This is a genomic window from Clostridium sp. RTP31139st1_H3_RTP31139_211217, from assembly GCF_040227035.1.
Classification (GTDB): Bacteria; Bacillota; Clostridia; order Clostridiales; family Clostridiaceae; genus Clostridium; species Clostridium saudiense.
This window is the reverse complement of sequence record NZ_JBCOAB010000102.1, coordinates 1-2,513: the sequence shown is the minus strand read 5'-3', so window position 1 is coordinate 2,513 and position 2,513 is coordinate 1. Positions and strand designations below refer to the sequence as shown.

Sequence of the window (2,513 nt, the reverse complement as noted above, 5' to 3'; positions counted from 1 at the left end):
GATACAAGACACCGTTAGAAGCATTTAACGAAGAACAAGCTAAGTGTTGCACTTAGCTTGACAATTCGTCTTATAAATAAATATATTAGGAGATGATTACTTGAATAATATAAAAGCTGCTATATTTGATTTGGATGGAACTCTTGTTGACTCTATGTGGGTATGGCAACAAATAGATATAGAATATTTATCTAAAAAGGGACATGCTGTTCCTAATAATTTAAATGATGAAATCACGCATTTAAGTTTTACTCAAACAGCTGAGTATTTTAAAAAAAGATTTTCTCTTGAAGATTCTATAGAAGACATAATGAATGATTGGAATACAATGGCATATAATCACTATAAAAATAATGTAAAGCTAAAACCTGGAGCTCTTCAATATTTATTAAACCTAAAAAATAAGGGAATAAAAATTGGACTAGCCACTAGTAATTCTATGAATCTTTTAACTGTTACATTAAAAAGTAATAATGCATTTGAATTATTTGATTCTATTACAATTACTGATGAAGTCAAAAAAAGCAAAAGTAACCCTGATATATATTTACTTGCTGCTAAAAAACTTAATGTTGATCCTAGCGAATGTATGGTATTTGAAGATATCATAGCTGCTGCTCGTGGTGCTAAATTAGCTGGCATGAAAGTTACTGGAGTATTTGATGAACATTCTAAGCACCAAACTGATATATTAAAAGAAGAATGTGATAATTACATATATAATTATGAAGATTTAATTTAAATTAAAATGACCACACATTAGTATTCATTTATCTAATTAATAGATAAAACACTAAAGTGTGGTCTTAATTTATGTTAACTATTTAAAACTTTCTTATTTATTTAAAAGAAATAATTAAGATCTTTTAACTTCATATTTAGCTTCAAGTTCTTTCATTACATCAACATATTTCTTTTCTTGGCTTTGTTGAATTAATTGTTGAACAATCTTATCTTTTACTTCATCAAATTCAGAAGTTTTTGGCTCATTTTTAGCATCTACTTTAATTAAGTGATATCCAAATTGAGTTTTAACTGGTTCACTTACTTTTTCTAAATCTAATGCAAAAGCAGCTTCTTCAAATTCAGGAACCATCATACCTCTACCAAATACTCCAAGACTTCCACCTTGTGCATTAGATGGGCATGTAGAATATTCTTTAGCAGCATCTTCAAAAGATAATCCTTCATTTTCTATACGATTCTTAATTTCATTACATAATTCTTCATTGTCAACTAATATATGCTTAGCAGATACTGTAGCTGGTTGTTCGAATTGTGCTTTATTTTCTTCATAATACTTCTTAGCATCTTCATCAGTTATTGTCACATCTGATAATACTTTGTTTATTGTCATTTGAGTAAGTAAGTCTTTTTCTACTTGAGCTAAACTAGCCTTATATTCTTCAGTTTCATCTAATTTCATTTCTTTTCCTAATTTATTCATTAATTCGAAAGAAATCATTTGTTCTAATAATTGTTTTTTCCCCATTTCAGAATTGAACATTGCTCTTTGTTCTTCAGGATATCTCATTATTATTGAATTTAAATCTTTTTCTGTGATTTCAGTACCAGAAATTACAGCTAACACTTTGTTTTCCATATCTATTTCTCCTTTTTTCTAATTGATACTTACAATTATAACAGATTTTTACCAATGTATATAGTTACATTTATTTATTGATTATATTTTTTTACTATTATATAATAATAATTATTATATAATTATTAGGAGGTTAAGTATGGTAGAAATTAATTCTGTAGTTCCTGATTTTACATTAATGGGTTCTGATAATCAAGAACATAAATTAAGCCAATATAGAGGCAAGAAGGTAGTTCTTTATTTCTATCCAAGAGATAATACACCTGGCTGCTCAACTGAAGCATGTGACTTTAGAGATAACAATAATACATTTATTGATAAAAATGCAATTATTATAGGTATAAGCAGAGATTCTTTAAAATCACACGCTAAATTCATTGAAAAATTTAATTTACCTTTCATCCTTTTAAGTGATGAAACAGAAGAAGTATGTAATCTATTTAATGTTATTAAAGAAAAAAATATGTATGGAAAAAAAGTTATGGGTATTGAAAGAAGTACTTTTATCATTAATGAAGAAGGTATCCTTGTTAAAGAATACAGAAAAGTTAAAGTAAAAGAACACGTATCTACAATCCTAGAAGATCTGGAATCACTATAAAAAATATTAATAAACAATATTTTAGTTAATAGTTAAAAGTTAATAGTTAGTAGTTAATGAAGAAATTCAAGTTAGCTAAATTAAAAAAATATATTATTTAGAAATTCTGTAGAGTTTCTAAATAAACTACTAACTCAAAACTATTAATTCCTAACTAATTAAATTGTTTCTAAATTTAATATTATTAATTTATACAAAAATAAAAGCACTAACATAAGTTAGTGCTTTTTCTTGGTGGCTCGACCAGGAATCGAACCAGGGACACGAGGATTTTCAGTCCTCTGCTCTACCGACTGAGCTATCGAGCCA

The 2,513-nt window shown here is 27.0% G+C and carries 3 protein-coding genes and 1 tRNA gene; 2 read left to right on the top strand and 2 right to left on the bottom strand.

From position 1 onward, the window contains the following. Window positions 1-100: 100 nt before the first annotated feature. Entirely contained in the window at window positions 101-742 is a 642-nt protein-coding gene (locus tag ABUA17_RS18645) for an HAD family hydrolase (RefSeq protein ID WP_074431767.1), read from the top strand. 114 nt (window positions 743-856) lie between these two features. On the opposite strand, the gene ABUA17_RS18640 is transcribed toward ABUA17_RS18645, so the two are convergent. Beyond that, window positions 857-1,603: a peptidylprolyl isomerase gene (locus ABUA17_RS18640; protein ID WP_042401920.1), complete on the bottom strand. Its 747-nt coding sequence runs from the start codon at window positions 1,601-1,603 to the stop codon at window positions 857-859. A 139-nt stretch (window positions 1,604-1,742) separates the two neighbouring features. On the opposite strand from ABUA17_RS18640, the gene ABUA17_RS18635 reads away from it, so the two are divergent. Further along, window positions 1,743-2,204: a peroxiredoxin gene (locus ABUA17_RS18635; RefSeq protein ID WP_042401918.1), complete on the top strand. Its 462-nt coding sequence runs from the start codon at window positions 1,743-1,745 to the stop codon at window positions 2,202-2,204. A 232-nt stretch (window positions 2,205-2,436) separates the two neighbouring features. Here the strand turns inward: ABUA17_RS18635 and ABUA17_RS18630 are convergent. Further along, window positions 2,437-2,512 (bottom strand) — tRNA-Phe (locus tag ABUA17_RS18630). Window position 2,513: the final 1 nt, after the last annotated feature.

Excerpts from the sequence above, each read along its gene's own strand:
- ABUA17_RS18640 (WP_042401920.1), bottom strand. The coding sequence starts at position 1,603 with ATGGAAAACAAAGTGTTAGCTGTAATTTCTGGTACTGAAATCACAGAA.
- ABUA17_RS18635 (WP_042401918.1), top strand. The coding sequence starts at position 1,743 with ATGGTAGAAATTAATTCTGTAGTTCCTGATTTTACATTAATGGGTTCT.